The 16,290-nt window shown below is 65.1% G+C and carries 13 protein-coding genes; 10 read left to right on the top strand and 3 right to left on the bottom strand.

The annotated features are described in order from the left end of the window. Positions 1-14 precede the first annotated feature (14 nt). Positions 15-569 (bottom strand): M35 family metallo-endopeptidase, encoded by a 555-nt coding sequence (locus FAZ69_RS28040; protein WP_136898345.1) that lies wholly within the window; start codon positions 567-569, stop codon positions 15-17. Positions 570-770: 201 nt separating this feature from the next. Between FAZ69_RS28040 and FAZ69_RS28035 the strand changes: the two genes are divergently transcribed. The 3 genes from FAZ69_RS28035 to FAZ69_RS28025 are packed head-to-tail and all read left to right on the top strand — an operon-like array spanning position 771 to position 2,779. After that, on the top strand, positions 771-1,544 hold the full coding sequence (locus FAZ69_RS28035; protein WP_136898344.1) for a hypothetical protein: 774 nt from the start codon (positions 771-773) through the stop codon (positions 1,542-1,544). After that, positions 1,469-2,296, top strand: a complete 828-nt coding sequence (locus FAZ69_RS28030) for a class II glutamine amidotransferase (RefSeq protein WP_136898343.1) — start codon at positions 1,469-1,471, stop codon at positions 2,294-2,296. Before FAZ69_RS28035 ends, FAZ69_RS28030 begins: the two co-directional genes overlap by 76 nt. A gap of 18 nt (positions 2,297-2,314) precedes the next feature. Then, positions 2,315-2,779, top strand: coding sequence for a GNAT family N-acetyltransferase (locus tag FAZ69_RS28025; RefSeq protein ID WP_169708787.1), 465 nt, complete (start codon positions 2,315-2,317; stop codon positions 2,777-2,779). A 109-nt stretch (positions 2,780-2,888) separates the two neighbouring features. Here the strand turns inward: FAZ69_RS28025 and FAZ69_RS28020 are convergent, their stop codons facing one another. Beyond that, on the bottom strand, positions 2,889-3,308 hold the full coding sequence (locus FAZ69_RS28020; protein ID WP_136898342.1) for a DUF1842 domain-containing protein: 420 nt from the start codon (positions 3,306-3,308) through the stop codon (positions 2,889-2,891). A gap of 279 nt (positions 3,309-3,587) precedes the next feature. On the opposite strand from FAZ69_RS28020, the gene FAZ69_RS28015 reads away from it, so the two are divergent. The 7 genes from FAZ69_RS28015 (at position 3,588) to FAZ69_RS27980 (ending at position 14,711) form a co-directional block, all read left to right on the top strand. Beyond that, positions 3,588-3,857 carry a type II toxin-antitoxin system Phd/YefM family antitoxin gene (locus tag FAZ69_RS28015; protein WP_136898341.1) on the top strand — a complete coding sequence of 90 codons (270 nt, stop codon included), beginning with the start codon at positions 3,588-3,590 and terminating at the stop codon, positions 3,855-3,857. Then, entirely contained in the window at positions 3,854-4,243 is a 390-nt protein-coding gene (locus FAZ69_RS28010; protein ID WP_136898340.1) for a type II toxin-antitoxin system VapC family toxin, read from the top strand. Before FAZ69_RS28015 ends, FAZ69_RS28010 begins: the two co-directional genes overlap by 4 nt. 305 nt (positions 4,244-4,548) lie before the next feature. Beyond that, entirely contained in the window at positions 4,549-5,796 is a 1,248-nt protein-coding gene (locus FAZ69_RS28005; RefSeq protein ID WP_136898339.1) for an efflux RND transporter periplasmic adaptor subunit, read from the top strand. A gap of 18 nt (positions 5,797-5,814) precedes the next feature. Continuing rightward, the gene (locus FAZ69_RS28000; RefSeq protein WP_136898338.1) at positions 5,815-8,952 is read left to right on the top strand and encodes an efflux RND transporter permease subunit; all 3,138 of its coding nucleotides are present in this window, start codon (positions 5,815-5,817) and stop codon (positions 8,950-8,952) included. Positions 8,953-9,031: 79 nt separating this feature from the next. After that, the gene (locus FAZ69_RS27995; RefSeq protein ID WP_136898337.1) at positions 9,032-12,340 is read left to right on the top strand and encodes an efflux RND transporter permease subunit; all 3,309 of its coding nucleotides are present in this window, start codon (positions 9,032-9,034) and stop codon (positions 12,338-12,340) included. Beyond that, positions 12,340-13,794 carry an efflux transporter outer membrane subunit gene (locus FAZ69_RS27990; RefSeq protein WP_136898376.1) on the top strand — a complete coding sequence of 485 codons (1,455 nt, stop codon included), beginning with the start codon at positions 12,340-12,342 and terminating at the stop codon, positions 13,792-13,794. Before FAZ69_RS27995 ends, FAZ69_RS27990 begins: the two co-directional genes overlap by 1 nt. A 494-nt stretch (positions 13,795-14,288) precedes the next feature. Next, the gene (locus FAZ69_RS27980; RefSeq protein WP_136898335.1) at positions 14,289-14,711 is read left to right on the top strand and encodes a hypothetical protein; all 423 of its coding nucleotides are present in this window, start codon (positions 14,289-14,291) and stop codon (positions 14,709-14,711) included. 12 nt (positions 14,712-14,723) lie between these two features. Here the strand turns inward: FAZ69_RS27980 and FAZ69_RS27975 are convergent, their stop codons facing one another. Beyond that, positions 14,724-16,205, bottom strand: a complete 1,482-nt coding sequence (locus tag FAZ69_RS27975) for a sensor domain-containing diguanylate cyclase (RefSeq protein WP_136898334.1) — start codon at positions 16,203-16,205, stop codon at positions 14,724-14,726. Positions 16,206-16,290: the final 85 nt, after the last annotated feature.

Below are 16,290 nucleotides of genomic sequence, written 5' to 3'. Positions count from 1 at the left end.
CTACTGTCGACTAGTCAGCTGCAGTAGCCCTCGTAGAGGTACTCGAAGTTATCGGCATTGCGCGCGGCGTCGAAGGGTTCATCGAGGGCAAGATCGATCGAATCGTCGGTCCCATATGCAAAGTCCTCCGTGTTCTGGATTTGATGGGTGAGTTCGTGCAGCAGGGTGCCTGGAGCACTGTCGGTTCCCGTCATCTCCGCGTCGAAGAACGGGGCGAACAGCGTTATCTCTCCGGATTGAAACGCTGTCTCAGCGAGATCGTCCGGATCGTCAGAGGATATCCCGCCATAGCGCAGGTTCAGTGTGCGGTCGCTTTGAAAATAGACCGCCATTCGGCGGACCATGCTGGCCAGGATTTTCCTGCGGCCCTGATCGTTTTTCAGGTCAAACCACTGCTCGGCCAATGCCGCGAACTTCGCGTCCGAGTTTGCGTTCAGATTCCAGTTGAGATAGGCCGTGTTGACTTTATCTGCCCAGGTACTGGCGATTTTGAGCGCTTCGGCAATATGGTTCTTTTGTTCCCGGCCCTTTTGGTCCTCGGAAAATCCAAGAAAATTGACTGTCAACATGGCGGTGACCTCCTTGACGATTGATTGGCGATGGCAGTGCCCATTCGGATTGGCATGTAGCCGGCCCAGGCATGCAAACGTAGGACGTCAATCCGCCGGGAGCGTGAAGGCGATACTTCAAGCCCGCCGCACCGCCGCCGCGCTCGCGCGTGCGTCCCGGAGTTTTGGGGGCTCAAGGGCGGCGGCGGGGGCAGCCTGGGCGTGGTCACGCGGCTGACGCTGCGCGTTCACGAGCTGCCGGAGACCTTCGGCGCGGTGAACTTCTCGGTCAAGGCAGCCTCGGAGGACGCGTTCCACCGGCTGATCGGCCTGACGATGGACTTCTACGCCAAGCATCTGCTCAATCCGCATTGGGGCGAGCAAATCCGCTTGCAGCGCGACAACGCGCTCCACGTTCAGATGGTGTTCCAGGGATTCGGCCGCGCCCAGGCCAAGGCGATCTGGCAACCGTTTCTCGACACGCTCGCGCAGGCTCCGGACGATTTCAAAGTGGACGCCTCGCCGCTGAGTTTTCTGGCGACGCCCGCCCGGACATTCTGGGAGCCGACAGCGGTCAAGCGCTTGCTCGGCCTGATGCACGCCGATGACCGGCCGGGCGCGCCCAAGGACAACGTGTTCTGGACGGGCGACCAATCCGACGCGGGGGCTGTCTGGCACGGCTATCAGTCGGCGTGGCTGCCCGCGAACCTGCTGCAGGACGACCGGCGCCAAGCGTTGGTCGACGCGCTTCGCAACACGACCCGGAGGGGCTGTTCTTCGTCCATCACGGCGTCGGCAGCGAGCGCTGGAGCGCCGACGGCTTCACGAGGCTGGACTGACCGATACACGTGGGCGCGCAGCGGCCCGGGGCAACGGGAAATGCGCGAGAATCGCGGAATCCGCGCAACCGGAGTCCGATCATGTGCCGCTGGCTTGCCTACACGGGAAACCCGCTTCAGCTCGAAACCGTGCTGTTCCGGGAGAAGCATTCGCTGATCGACCAGAGCCTGCATTCGCGCATGGGCGCGACGACCACCAACGGCGACGGCTTCGGGGTAGGCTGGTACGGCCACCTCGGGGATCTGCCGTTCCGCTACCGCTGCGCGCATCCGGCATGGAGCGACCGGAACCTGCGCGATGCGGCGCGCGCGATCCGCACGCCGTTGTTCGTCGCGCACATTCGCGCGGCGACGGATACGCCATCCCAGGAGACCAACTGCCACCCGTTTCGGCACGGCCGTTGGCTCTTCGTCCACAACGGCCTGATCCGCGACTATCCCAACGTGCGGCGCGAGCTGATGCTGATGGTCAAGCCCGAGCTGTTCGCGTCGATCGAGGGCTCGACCGATTCCGAAGTGATGTTTTTTCTCGCGTTGACGATGGGGCTCGAACAGGAGCCGGTGCCCGCGCTGGAGCGCATGGCGGCGGCGATCGAGGAGGTCGGCTGGCGCAACGGCGTGCGGTTTCCGCTGAACATGACGGTCTGCGCGACCGACGGCGACCAGATCATTGCAGTGCGCTATTCGAGCGAGCGCGAGTCGAGGTCGCTGTTTCACAGCACTTCGTTTCGCCACCTGCATGAGCTCTATCCCAACGACGAGCGCATCAAGGCGGTCGGCGAGGACGCTTATCTCGTGCTGTCCGAGCCGCTCGTCGACCTGCCGGGCTGGTGGGAGGAGGTGCCGGAGAGCACGGCGATCGTCGTGCGCGGCGCGGCCGTGTACCAGAGGCCGTTCGCACCGCATTGAGCGGCTATCTGCAGAACAATGAGAATCAACGTGCTGATATTCAGGGACGCCACTGTCGACGACCTGCATGAGATCGCCGCCTTGCTTGCCGACGACGACATCGGCGCGAGCCGCGAAAGCGTGAACGATGCCGACATGAAGCGCTACGAAACGGCGCTGCGCGCCATCGCCGCGCAGCCGGGCAACCGGGTGTTGCTATGCATGGACGGCGACGAGATCGTCGGGCTTTTGCAGCTGACGCTGATCGCGGGGCTGTCGCGGCTCGGCATGACGCGGGCGCAGATCGAGGGCGTCCGGGTGAAGCGAGAGCGGCGCGGTCAGCGCATCGGCGAACGCCTGTTCGAACATGCGATCGATATCGCGCGGTCCGCAGGTTGCGGCCTTGTGCAATTGACGACGGATAAACGTCGCGAAAACGCGAAACGTTTTTATGAACGCCTGGGGTTCGTGGCGACGCATGAAGGGATGAAGCTCGAGCTTTGAGCTTTTTGCGTCGACAATAAAAAAACTCGCCCGATCAAGTCGGGCGAGTTTCGGATACCGGGTGCCTGTTAGCGGCAGCCTAGTGATGCGTCACGGAGACGGAAGCACCTCAAGCTGCGCGTTCGCCTTCTTGCAGGAGCCACTGCACGGTGACCTCCTGGTCTTCTACGCGGTGGAATTCGCTACCGACGACATACGTATACGAGGCCTTGCCGGACTTGCCCCAGATGCCGTCCAGTTGGATCACCAGTTCCGTCACGTGCGGAGCGCCCAGCAGCGGCGGAACCGCGGTGCCTTGCACGGCATACACCTGCTTGGCGCTGCCGACGCCCAGTGAATGCACGGAGCCATGAAAAGCGGATTTGCAATTCAGCGGCGGGTGCGTTGCCTGGGTCAGCTGGCCGTAGCCGTTAACTTCGCTGCTGTTTTGCGGCACCGAGAGAACCGCCTTGAGCGTGAGGCCGCCCGGCAGGCCCTGCTTGCCGATCGTAAATACGCCCGTGTGATTGAAAGGAAAGCTTTCCGCCATGATTTTCTCCTGAATGGTTTGAAAAACAGGTCTCGTTCTTTTTGACTCATCCTCTGATTAATTGAGGACCACGCGAAAGTAGCATGCGATTTGTCTGAAAATCACTAACAGATTTGAGAGGTTTAGTGTTTTTTAATTGAGGCATTACAACGCTGATGCGTTGCAGTTTTGGGGCTCGGATCGGCGCATGGCGTAGCGATGCGCGCATGCACGCTTGCGTACCCGTGCTTGCGCCGGCATACTAGCTAATATTGGTTAGCTAATACTCAGGAGCTTGTCATGCTGACGGTTAACATGCACGACGCCAAGTCCCGTCTTTCGAGCCTCGTCGAACGACTCGAGGTCGGCCAGGAAACCGAGGTCATCATTGCGCGCAACGGAGCACCGGTCGCCCGACTCGTGCCATACGCCCCACCGCAGCGCATCGGCGCCGCCCGGCATCTGCTTGCCGGGCTTGACGTGCCCACCTCGGTGGAAGCGTTCAATGCAGGCGACGAGGCGATCGACGCCGATTTTTCCGCAAGCACCGACGGCGGGCTCGCGCCGTGAGACTGCTGCTCGATACCCACATCGCACTATGGGCCGCCGAAGGGGCGCCTCAGTTGTCCATCGAGGCGGCCCGCTTGATCGAGGATCCTGCCAACACACTGCTGGTCAGTGTTGCCGCAATCTGGGAAATTGCCATCAAGCACACAAAAGGTAATCTGAAATTGCACCCGCGCGACGCCCGCACGGCATTTCGCTTGGCCGGTTTTACTGAGTTGTCCATTTCCGGCGAGCACGCCGAAGCTGTCACGCAACTGCCTCTGCATGCCGACCACGCTGACCCATTTGACCGGCTGATGGTCACGCAAGCGCTGGTTGAGGGCATTCCCTTGCTCAGCGCCGACCCCAAGGTCTGGCGCTACCACGACACACTCATGATGCGTGCCTGAAGTCTGCAGGCACGCGTCAGCCAAAAAAACCATTACCTGCCTTTACCCGCTTCCCCCGTCGTAACAAACCGGAACATCCCCGCCTCACCAGATCGCTCCCCCTGCGTTACGCTCCGAACTTGCACACCGGCCACCGCGACGTGACAATGCGCGGTGAACGCGGCGGGCCGTCTCGGCGGGCCGCGAGCGTCAGCATCAAGCTTTGGTCGTGCCCAGCAGGAGGCGCCTGCCGTTTGCCGAAGCCGTTGCCGGCGGGCCGGAGTCTCTCTGTCACATGAAGGCAGTCATCGTATCCGGAGGCGGGTATGAGCGAGGCTTCGCAAACGCCGGTGAAGCACCCGGGGCGCAGGCGGCTCGTGATCGCGGTCGTGCTGGTCGCGCTGGTCGCGCTCATCGTCGTGCACGTGCTGCGCAAGCAGGCTCCCGCGCGCGGCTCCGCGCCCCAGGTCGTGACGGTCGCCACCGCGACGCTCGGCGAGATGCCCGTCGTCCTCAGCGAACTGGGCACCGTCACCCCGGTCGCCACCGTCACCGTGCTGCCGCAGTTGAGCGGCTACCTGACGGCGGTCGGCTACCGCGAAGGGCAGGACGTCGAGAAAGGGCAGTTCCTTGCCCAGATCGATCCGCGTCAGTACGAAATCTCCAAGCAGCAGGCCGAGGCGCAGCTCGCCAAGGATAAAGCTTCACTCGCGCAGGGCCGCTCGGATCTGGCGCGCTACGCGGACCTCTATCAGAAGAAATCGATCGCTGAGCAGACCTACTTCGACCAGAAGTTCCTGGTTCAGCAGGAAGAGGCCGCGGTCAAGGTCGATCAAGCCAACATCGCGCAGTTCGAGCTCGATCTCGCCTATTGCCGCATCACCTCGCCGGTTTCCGGACGGGTCGGCCTGCGGCTCGTCGATCCGGGCAACTACGTGACCGCGTCGAGCCAGCCCGGCATCGCCGTCATCACGACGATGAAGCCCACTACCGTGGAGTTCACCGTGCCGCAGAATTCGCTCGGCGACGTGCTGCAGCGCTTCAACTCGGGCGCGAAGATGACGGTCACCGCGTACAGCAGCGACAACACCAAGGAGATCGGCGCCGGCATGCTGTATGCGGTCAACAACCAGATGGCCACGGCCACCGGCACCGTCACGCTGCGCGCGACCTTTCCCAACGACGACGAAGCGCTGTTCCCGAATGAGTTCGTCAACGTCAAGCTGCTCGTCGACACGCTGCGGAACGCGGTCCTCGTGCCGACGCCCGCGGTGCAGAATGGCGCGCCCGGCGACTACGTCTATCTCGTCAATGCCGACAAGACGGTGTCCGTGCACAAGGTCACGCTGGGGCCGAGCGACGGCAAGCATACGGTGATCGCCTCAGGCCTCGCCGCGGGCGACACGGTCGTGACCGACGGCATGGACCGCCTGAGCGACGGCGCGAAAATCCAGGTCGGAGAGGCGCGTCCCCCCGCGAGCGGCGCGTCCGAGGCCGCAGCTCCAGGCGCGGCGAGCGATGCCCGCCGCCGGCCGGCAGCCGGCGCGGCATCGCAAGCCTCGAACGCTTCATAAGCCCCGGACCGCACGCCGATGAACATCTCCCGCCTGTTCATCCTCCGGCCGGTCGCCACGTCGCTCCTGATGATCGCGCTCGTGATGGTGGGGCTCGTGGCCGTGCGCTTCCTGCCGGTGTCGGCGCTGCCCGACGTCGACTATCCGACGATCCAGGTGCAGACCTTCTATCCCGGCGCGAGCCCGAACGTGATGGCGACCACGGTGACCGCGCCGCTCGAGGTGCAGCTGGGCCAGATCCCCGGCCTGCAGCAGATGATTTCGTACAGCTCGGAAGGGGCGTCGGTCATCACGCTGCAGTTCGACCTGTCGCTGAACCTCGACATCGCCGAGCAGAACGTCCAGCAGGCGATCAACGCGGCCAACAGCTTCCTGCCGAGCGGCCTGCCGGCGCCGCCGACCTACGCGAAGGTGAACCCGGCCGACCAGCCGATCCTCACGCTCGCGGTGACGTCGAAGTCGATGTCGCTCACACAGCTGCAGGACGCGGCGAACAACCGGCTCGCGACGAAGATCTCCGAAGTGCCGGGCGTGGGCGTGGTGACGACGGCGGGCGGCAACGTGCCGGCGGTGCGCGTCGAGGCGGATCCGCAGAAGCTCGCCGCTTACGGCCTCAACCTCGACGACCTGCGCTCGCTGCTCGCCAACGTCAATGTCAGCCAGCCGAAGGGCAACTTCGACGGTCCCGAGCTCGACTACACGATCAACGCGAACGACCAGATCTCGGACCCGAACGATTACCTGCAGACGGTGATCGCCTACCAGAACGGCGCGCCGGTCTATCTGCGCGACGTCGCGCGCGTGAGCCAGGCCGCCGAGGATGTCGAGCGCGGCGCGTGGTACGGCCGCACGCCGGCGATCGTGCTCAACGTGCAGCGCCAGCCGGGCGCGAACGTGATCGCCACCGTCAACCAGATCAAGAAGCAATTGCCCTTGCTCGAATCGACGCTGCCGGCGGGGATGCAGGTGACGATCGTCGGCGACAGCACGGGCGTGATCCGCGCCTCGGTCTCGGATGCGGCCTTCGAGCTGCTGCTCGCGATTGCCCTGGTGGTGGCGGTGATCTTCGTGTTCCTGCGCAATGTGCCCGCGACGATCATCCCGAGCATCTCGGTGCCGGTCTCGCTCGTCGGCACGCTCGCGATGATGTACGAGCTCAACTACTCGATCGACAACCTCTCGCTGATGGCGCTCATCATCGCGACGGGCTTCGTCGTCGACGACTCGATCGTGATGATCGAGAACATCGTGCGCTATCTGGAGGAGGGCATGAGCCCGCTCGAAGCGGCGCTCGAAGGGGCGGGACAGATCGGCTTCACGATTCTGTCGCTGACGATCTCGCTGATCGCGGTGCTGATTCCGCTGCTGTTCATGGGGGGCGTGATCGGGCGGCTCTTCAGCGAGTTCGCGATCACGCTCGCGGTCACGATCGTGATCTCGGCCGTGGTGTCGCTGACCGTCGTGCCGATGATGTGCGCGCGGATCCTGCGCGCGCAGGCCGAGCGGCATCCGAGCCGCTTCGAGCGCGTGAGCGAGGGCCTCTTCAACAAGACGCTCGCGGCCTACGAACGGTCGCTCGCCTGGGTGCTCGAACACCAGACGCTCACGCTCTTCGTGGCGCTCGGCACGCTCGTGCTCACCGTGGTGCTGTACGTGTTGATTCCGAAGGGGCTGTTCCCGGTGCAGGACGTCGGCGTGATCCAGGGGATCAGCGTCGCCGACAACTCGGTGTCGTACCACGCGATGGTGACGCGCCAGGCGGCGCTCGCCGAGGCGATCCTGAAGGACCCCGACGTGGCGTCGGTCACGTCCTACGTCGGCATCGACGGCACCAACACCACGCTCAACAACGGCCGCTTCCTGATCAACCTGCGCGCGCGCGACGACCGTCCGCTCACCGCCGTCGAGATCGCGCGGCGCTTGCAGGACGAAGTCGCGAACGTGCCGGGCATCAAGCTTTATCTGCAGCCCGAGCAGGACCTGACGCTCGACACGACGGTCTCGCCGAACCAATACAAGTTCGTATTGCGCGGGCCGAGCTCGCAGGCGTTCAACCGGTACGTGCCCGCGCTCATCGACAAGATGAAGCAGATCCCGTCGATCACCGACGTCCAGAGCGACCTGAACACCGACGGCCTGAGCGTCAACGTCGAGGTGAACCGGCAACTGGCGGCGCGCTACGGGATCACGGCGGCGACGATCGACAACGCGCTCTACGACGCGCTCGGCCAGCGCATCGTTTCGACGATCTTCGAGCAGTCCGACCAGTACCGCGTGATCCTCGTCGCCAAGCCCGAGTCGCTGCCCGATGTCGCCTCGCTCGGCAACCTCTACCTGCCGAGCCAGACGAGCAGCAGCGGCCAGGTGCCGCTCAAGGGCATCGCCAGGATCAGCATCACGCGCTCGCCGCTCGTGATCAGCCATCTCGCGCAGTTCCCGGCCGTCACGATCTCGTTCAATCTCGCGAAGGACGCCTCGCTCTCCACGGCGGTCGCGCGCATTCGCGAGGCCGAGGCGGCCGTCAATCTGCCGCCGTCGATCCAATCGGCGTTCCAGGGTGCGGCGCAGGCGTTCGAGGATTCGCTCTCCAGCGAGGTCTACCTGCTGATCGCCGCGCTCGCCGCCGTCTACATCGTGCTCGGTGTGCTCTACGAGAGCTATATCCATCCGGTGACGATCCTCTCGACGCTGCCGTCGGCCGGGATCGGCGCGCTGCTCGCGCTGATGATGGCGGGCAGCGACCTCGACGTGATCGGGATCATCGGCATCGTGCTCCTGATCGGCATCGTCAAGAAGAACGCGATCATGATGGTCGACTTCGCGCTCGAAGCGGAGCGCGTGCACGGCAAGCCGCCGAGGGAAGCGATTTTCGAGGCATCGCTCTTGCGCTTCAGGCCGATCCTGATGACGACGCTCGCCGCCATGCTAGGCGCGCTGCCGATGCTGCTCGGCACCGGCACGGGCTCCGAGCTGCGCCGGCCGCTCGGTCTCGCGATCATCGGCGGGCTGACGCTGAGCCAGTTGCTCACGCTGTTCACGACGCCGGTGATCTACCTGATGTTCGACCGGCTTGCGCGGCGCTTCCGCGGCCATGCGGCGAGCGAGCGGCCAGGCGCGGGTGACGGAGCCGGTGGCGCCGGTGGAGCCAGGGAATGAACGACCCCCACGCTCACATTCGTTCGCTGCCCCCCGAGGGGGCGGGCGCCTTCCTTGGGGCGGCCCGGCGGGAGGCGCCGTGAACATCTCGGCGCTCTTCATCCGGCGGCCCGTCGCGACCACGCTGCTCGCGATCGCGATCGAGCTGTCGGGCCTGCTCGCCTATTTCCGGCTGCCGGTCGCGCCGCTGCCGAACGTCGCCTATCCGGTCGTCGTCGTGCAGGCGAACATGGCGGGCGGCAGCCCCGAGATCATGGCGTCGACGGTGGCCGAGCCGCTCGAACGGCGCATCGCGACCATCGCCGGCGTGAACGAGCTCACGTCGATCAGCTACACGAGCTCGTCGATGATCATCGTCGTGTTCAACCTGAATCGCGACATCAACGGCGCCTCGCGCGACGTCGAAGCGGCGATCCAGGCCGCCCGCGCCGACCTGCCGACGACGCTGCGCAGCAATCCCACCTATCGCCAGTACAACCCCGCGGATGCGCCGGTGATGGTGCTCGCGCTGACTTCGGACACGCTGACCAAGGCGCAGCTCTACGACTCGGCCGATTCGGTGATCCAGCAGCAGCTCTCGCAGATCAGCGGGGTGGGGCAGATCACGCTGGGCGGCGGGGCCTTGCCGAGCGTGCGCGTCGAGCTGCAGCCGGGCAAGCTGACGAGCTACGGCATCGGCCTCGAAGACGTGCGCGCGGCGATCGGCGCGGCCAACGCGAACAGCGCGAAGGGCCACATCGACCAGGGCGACCAGCGCTACGAGATCCTCTCGAACGATCAGATCAGCAGCGCGAAGCCGTACAAGGACCTCATCATCGCTTACCGCAACGACGCGCCCGTCAAGCTGCGCGACGTGGCCGACGTGCTCGACTCCAACGAGAACATCCGCAACGCGGGCCTCTACAACGGCAAGTCGGCCGTGCTCGTGATCGTGTATCCGCGGCCGGGCAGCAACGTCGTCAAGACCGTCCAGCAGATCCGCGCGCGGCTGCCGATCATCGAGGCGGCGCTGCCGAGCGACATCCGCGTGGGGGTCGCGCTCGATCGCTCGCAATCGGTCGCCTCGTCCGTCGGCGATACCGAGCGCACGCTGATCCTCGCCGTGTTCCTCGTGATCGGCGTCGTCTACGTGTTCCTGCTCTCGCCGCGCGCCACGCTGATTCCGGCGGTGGCGATGCCGCTGTCGATCGTCGGCACGTTCGGGCCGATGTACCTGCTCGGCTACAGCATCGACAATCTCTCGCTGATGGCGCTCACGATCGGCACAGGCTTCGTGGTCGACGACGCGGTGGTCGTGCTCGAGAACATCGTGCGCCATCTGGAGGCGGGCACGCCGCGGCGCGAAGCGGCCTTGCGGGGCAGCGCGGAGGTGGGCTTCACGGTGATCTCGATGAGCCTGTCGCTGATCGCGGTGTTCCTGCCGATCCTCTTGATGCCGGGCATCGTCGGGCTGCTGTTCCACGAGTTCGCGGTGACGCTGTCGATCGCGATACTGATCTCGCTCGTGATCTCGCTGACGGTCACGCCGACGATGTGCGCCTATGTGCTCACGCGTCAGAGTGCGGAGCATTCGAAGGCGCGCTGGGCGGTATGGGTCGAAACGCAGTTCGAGCGCTTCAAGAACATGTATGCGCACACGCTGCATGCCGTGCTCGACCACGCGCTTCTGATCGGCCTCTTGCTGGTGGGCCTGCTGGTGGCGAACGTGTTCCTGTTCAGGCTGCTGCCGGGGACGTTTTTTCCGGAGCAGGACACCGGCATCCTGATCGGCCAGATCATTGCCGACGAGAGCATCTCGTTCCCCGCCATGCAAAAGAAGCTCGTGCAGTTGCAGGACATCGCGCAGAAGGATCCGGCGGTGGCGGCCGTCGCCGGCTTTACTGGCGGGCGCGCGCTCAATACCGCAAACGTGTTCATCGAGCTCAAGCCGCTCGCCGAGCGGCAACTGTCGGCGGCCGAGGTCGTCAACCGGCTGCGGCCGAAGCTCAATGCGGTGTCGGGCGCGCGGCTGTTCCTGCAGGCGCAGCAGGACCTGCGGATCGGCGGCCGGCAAGCGGCGGCCGAGTACCAGTACACGCTGACGAGCGACGATCCCGACTCGCTCTTCAAATGGGTGCCGCTGCTCGTCGCGGAACTGGGCAAGCACCGCGCCCAGATGACGGACGTGAACACCGACCTTCAGCAGAATGGCCTGCAGACCTACGTCAGCATCAGCCGCAGCACCGCGCGCCGCTACAGCTTCGCGCCCAACCAGATCGACAACGTGCTCTACGACGCGTTCGGCCAGCGCACGGTCTCGACGATCTACAACGCGCTCAACCAATACTTCGTGGTGATGGAGGTGGCGCCGCAGTACTGGCAGTATCCGCAGACGCTCGACAACGTGTTCCTGAGCGCGGCGGCCGGCAACTCGAGCGGCACGCAGCAGACGCAGATGCCGGGCGGCACCGTCAAGGCGACTCAGCAGGCGGTGGCGGTGAGCGCCGCGAAAACCGCCACCGCGACCAACTCGCTCAACGCCGACGCCCAAGCGAACCAGCTCACCAACAGCATCTCCAACAGCAAGGGCGGCACCTCGAGCGGCAGCGCCGACAGCACGGCGGCCGAGAGCATGGTGCCGCTCCCCGCGATGGTGACCTACACGAGCAACCACACGGCGACGCAGGTGAACCACCAGAGCGGGCTCGTCGCCGCGACGGTCTCGTTCAACCTGCCGACGGGCGGCTCGCTGAGCCAGGCGAAAGTGGCGATCGACGAAGCCGCGCAGGCGATCGGCATGCCCGCGTCGATCCACGGCGCGTTCGCGGGCGCGGCGCAGGCGTTCGCGCAATCGATGGGCACCATTCCTTTGCTGATCTTCGCCGCGCTGACGGTCGTCTATATCGTGCTCGGCGTCCTCTACGAGAACACGATCCACCCGATCACGATCCTCTCGACGCTGCCGTCGGCGGGCATCGGCGCGACGCTCGCGATGCTGATTCTCGGCACGCCGTTCTCGGTGATCGCGATGATCGGCATCATTCTGTTGATCGGCATCGTGAAGAAGAACGGGATCATGATGGTCGATGTCGCGATTCAGCTGCAGCGCAGCCAGGGCATGGAAGCGAAGCAGGCGATCCACGAAGCCGCCGTGGTGCGGCTGCGGCCGATCATGATGACCACGGCCGCCGCCGTGCTCGGCGCGGTGCCGCTCGCGGTGGGGATCGGGCAGGGCGCGTCGCTGCGCCAGCCGCTCGGCGTCACCGTGATGGGCGGCCTGATCCTGAGCCAGGTCTTTACGCTCTACACGACGCCCGTGATCTACCTCTACCTCGATCGCCTGCGTTCCCGCGTTGCCAGGTGGAGCGCGAACCTGCCGTGGAACCGCCGACCGGATGCGAGCGCATGATGATGAAGACTTCGACCGCAGCGATGGCCGCGACGCTTGCCTTGCTTAGCGGCTGCATGGCGGGGCCAGACTACCATCGCCCGCAGGTGGCGGTGCCTGCGCACTATCAGGAACTGCAAGGCTGGACCGAGGCCGAGCCCGATGCGGCCGAGGGGCCCAAGGGCGACTGGTGGACCGGCTTTCACGATCCGCTGCTCGACGAGCTCGAACCGCTCGTGTCGGTCTCGAACCAGACCGTGCGCCGGGATTACGCGAACTACCAGCAGGCGCTGGCCGAAATGCGCGTGGCGAGGAGCGCGCTGTTTCCTTCGATCGGCGTGACAGGCTCGCTCACGCGTTCGCGCACCGCGACGAGCAACCTGAGCAGCTCGCGCTTTCAGCCCGTGAACAACTCCGGCTCGCTCGAAGGCAACGTCAGCTGGGCGCCCGACTTGTGGGGCCTGGTGCGCCGCCAGGTCGAAGAGAGCGCCGCAACCGCTCAGGCGAGCGAAGCGACGCTCGCCAACGCGACCCTATCCGAGCAGATCGCGCTCGCGACGGCCGTCATCGATCTGCGCGTCACCGACGCCAACATCGACCTGCTGCAGCGAACCGTCGATGCGTATACAGGCTACTTGCGCGTCGTTGCCAATCAGGACCAGGCCGGAACCGTGCCGCCGTCCGACCTGATCCTCGCGCGCACCCAGCTCGAAAACGCGCAGGCGAGCCTGATCGCGCTCGGCGTCGCCCGCGCGCAGAACGCGCATGCGATCGCGGTGCTGGTCGGCAAGAACCCCGAGGACCTGGTGATCCCCCACAGCACGGCACTGCCGACGTTGCCGGAGATTCCCGCGGGCGTGCCGTCGACGCTGCTCGAACGCCGCCCCGACATCGCCGTCGCCGAACGCCAGATGGCCTCGGCGAATGCGTCGATCGGCGTGGCGGTGGCCGCGTATTACCCGTCGATCTCGCTGTCGGCGCTCGACGGTTTCACCCAGTCGCCGCTGAACGGCTTGCTGCACATCGGCAACTACGTGTGGTCGCTCGGCGGCAGCGCCACCGAGACGCTGTTCGACGGCGGCGAGCGCAACGCGCAGGTGGCGGCGGCGAAGGCCGCGTATGACGCCGCGGTCGCGAACTATCGCGGCGTCGTGCTCAGCTCGTTCCAGAACGTCGAGAACGACCTGGCCGGCTTGCGCATTCTCGCGCAGCAGGCCGACGCGTTGGCGGCGGCCGTGCGCGACGCCAAGCGCGGCGCCGAAATCGCGCAGAACGAATATCAGGCGGGCACGGTCGACTACACGACCGTCGCAACCGCGCAGACCACGCAGCTCAACGACGAGCAGAGCGCGTTGAACGTGCAGCAGCAGCGGCTGCTCGACGCAGCTTCGCTGATCGGCGATCTGGGAGGAGGGTGGTCGACTGCCGCGCTGCACGATCCGCGCGCGCAGCCGCAGCGTGCGCTCCTGCCGTAGGTATGATTGGCGGGATCTTTCGTTGCGAGTGGCTGAATACATCATGTCGAGATACTTCACTGCCTTGGCGCTGATTCTGTTGTTTGCCGTGGCTCCTTTCATCCCCGTTGTCATTGCGGGCACGGTGGCCAGCGCGAACGGGTGCAGGCTGGACGAAGCAGGCGCCTATCCCTGCGTCATTTTCGGACATGATTTCGGGGGCTTGCTTGCGGCAATGGGCGTCCTTGGCTGGGCTGGCCTCTTGACGATCCCGATCGGAGCCTGCCTTCTTTGCGTTTGGTGCGCAGTGCTCCTGTTTCATCTCGTCCGGAGAAAAGGGCAATCCCCTTCACAAGAATCAACCGGGGAGTGACGCGACGCGCGTCATATTTACAAGGGACTTCCACATATCCCACGCGGAACGCGCCACGCACGGGGCATGGCGAGGTCGATCGCGCGGCGGGAACGCCGCTTGCTGCGTTTGTCGAATCGACTCGACTCGGAGCGCAGTCCCTATGCAAGAACAGACCTCGTCAGGCGCCCCTCGCGCCGTACATCATCCGCTCGGTGCACCGGCGTTGCTGATCGGCTTGTTGGCTGCGCCGCTCGCGTGGTTCGTGCAGATCGGCATCGTCGAGGCGCTCGCGGCGCAAAGCTGCTTCGCCTATGACAAGCCGCAGTTGGATGGCGGGTTGACTGCAAACGCGTGGGCCGGCGCCGTGTGCTTGACCATCGGCCTGTGCGGCGCCGCTTTCGCCTTGCGTAACCGGCGCGTGGCCGTGGCGACGGCGCGCGAAGCGGGCGCTCGTTCGAACCATCCGCTCATGCGCCGCGTCTCGTTCATCACCGGCGTCAGCCTGATGTCGACGCTGCTGTTCCTGGCCGGCCTTGTCGCGACCGATATCGCCGGGCTGATCGTATCTCCGTGCGGCCGGTGATGCGCCGCGGGCCTAGCGCTCCGAGTTGTTCGCCGCTTCATAGTGGTTTCGCTTGTTCTCGTACATCGCGGCGTCGGCGGCACGCAGCATGTCTTCGAGGCGGGCGCCCTTCTCGCAGGTGGCGCTGCCCATCGAGAAGCTGAGCTTGGATCCGGTATAGAACTGATTGTTCAGCTCGACCAGCTTGGCGATGCTCTCCATCACGATTTCCGCATCGCGCTCCCCGGCGCCCGGCATCAGCACCGCGAATTCGTCGCCGCCGATGCGCGCCGCCTGGAACGGCTTCTGGATCGCCTTGGCGAGCACTTCGCCGGCGCGGCGCAGCAGCGCGTCGCCGGCCGCGTGGCCGAGCTGGTCGTTCACGGCCTTCAGGTTGTTGAGGTCCGCGATGATCGCGCTGACCGGGAACGGCCCCTTGCGCTCCAGCCGGTTCAGCTCGTCGACATAGAACGAGCGGTTTTTCAGCTTCGTGAGCACATCGTGCTTGCCGAGATATTCGAGGTACATTTCGGCCTTCTTGCGCGCGGTGATGTCGGTGAGCGCAAGCAGCACGAGGTCCCAACGCGCTTCGTGTCCCGGGAACACCGAGAACTGCAGATGCACGTTCACTTCGTTGCCGTCCAACGCGTAGTTGACCACCTCGCGCTGCTGAAAGAGCCGTCCTTCCCACAGGTCGATCAACTGCTCGCGAAAGTGCGGGCGCATGTCGTCGCGGAACACCTCGGGCAGCCGCGAGAGCAGCGTCGCCTTGTCCGGCGACTTGAACATGCCGAGCGTGTGCTGGTTGACGTCGAGCACCTGGATTTCGGCCATGCAGCGCTCGACGAACTCGGGGTGCACGTCGGTAAACGTCCGGAAGTCCGTGATCCCCTGCACCCGCACGTCTTCGAGCAGCTCCTTGATGGTCGAGAAGTTCTCGACCCATAGCGACACGGGCGCGTGCTCGAACACGCCGCGTGCGTATTGCTCGCTCGCCGCGGCGCGGCGGCGGGCGTCTTCGAGCTCGGTGATGTCGTCGATCGCCACCAGCACGCGATCCCATTTCGCTTCGTGTCCGGGCAGAATCACGCCTTTGAGGAGGATGTCGAGACGCCGGCCGTCGAGCGTGTAGTTCACGCTCTTGCTCTCGAACGACGTGCTCCCCGACCACATCTGCACGAGCTCGTCCACGTGCGCTTCGAGCATGTCGTCGCGCAGCACGTGATCGAGCCGCGACGTAAGCTCGTCGAAAGACTGTGCGCCGTAGAGCGCGAGCGTGCGGCGGTTGACCTTCAGCACGCGGATGCAGGCGGAGCAGGCGGCCACGCGCCGCGTGTCCTCTTCGAGAAAGCGGCGCAGGTCGGTCACGCCCTGAGCGCGCCAGTTGTCGAACAGCTCGCGCAGCTGGCTATAGTCCTCCAGCCACAGCGACGTGGGCGTCAAATCGAAGAAGTCGAACAGGGCTACGCCCATGGTGTCGAAGCTGGCGGCGGTGGTGGGGGTGCCTGGTTGCATGACGGTCGGGGTTGGGCTGGGTGGGTTCTGGTGCTGATGCTATGGCCTATAAAGGCATCGCGCTCGTTCGTTTAACGGCAGGCGG

The sequence above is a fragment of the Trinickia terrae genome (assembly GCF_005144415.1).
GTDB classification, from domain to species: Bacteria; Pseudomonadota; Gammaproteobacteria; order Burkholderiales; family Burkholderiaceae; genus Trinickia_A; species Trinickia_A terrae.
This window is presented reverse-complemented; position numbering and strand designations above follow the sequence as displayed.